General features: G+C 70.0%; 1 pseudogene. It reads right to left on the bottom strand.

Annotation, left to right across the window (positions count from 1 at the left end):
• A pseudogene (locus tag ACY45C_RS13245) lies at window positions 1–848 on the bottom strand (pyruvate:ferredoxin (flavodoxin) oxidoreductase); the annotation flags it as partial.

Here is an 848-nt window from a genome sequence, read left to right on the forward strand (position 1 = left end):
CCTGGACGAACCCGACCCGCTCGCCTCGCTCGACCAGCCGGGTGACCGCCTCCCGCACCGCCGACCGACCCGACCCCATGACGACCACGACCCGCTCGGCCTCGGGATGACCCTGATACTCGAACAGGCGGTAGGCCCGGCCCGTCGCCGCGGCCAGCCGGTCCATCACCCCCTGCACAATCCCGGGAACCGCGGCGTAGAACGTGTTCGACGCCTCCCGGGCCTGGAAGAACGTGTCGGGATCCTGGGTGGTGCCCCGGATCACCGGGCGGTCGGGGGACAACGCCCGGCGGCGATGGGCATCGATATGCTCGGCCGCCAGCAGACCACCCAGCGTGCCGTCGTCGAGCAACGCCACCTCGTTCAACTCGTGCGACGTGCGGAAACCGTCGAAGAAGTGCAGGAACGGCACCCGCGACTCGAGCGTTGCCGCCTGCGCCACCGCGGCCAGGTCATGCGCCTCCTGCGGCGACGCCGAACACAGCATGGCGAAACCGGTTGACCTCGCCGCCATCACGTCGCTGTGATCACCAAAGATCGACAGTGCGTGCGTGGCCACGGTCCGGGCCGCGACGTGGAGAACCATCGGCGTGAGCTCACCGGCGATCTTGAACATGTTGGGCAGCATCAGCAGGAGACCCTGCGAGGCGGTGAACGTCGTCGACAGCGCACCCGCCTGCAACGCCCCATGCACCGCGCCGGCGGCACCACCCTCGCTCTGCAGCTGGACGACCTCGGGCACCGCACCCCACAGGTTCGGGCGGCCCTTCGCCGCCCACGCATCGGCCAGCTCCCCCATAGCCGACGCCGGGGTGATCGGATAGATCGCGATCACCTCGCTCGCCCGG

The organism is Frankia sp. CcWB2 (genome assembly GCF_977927585.1).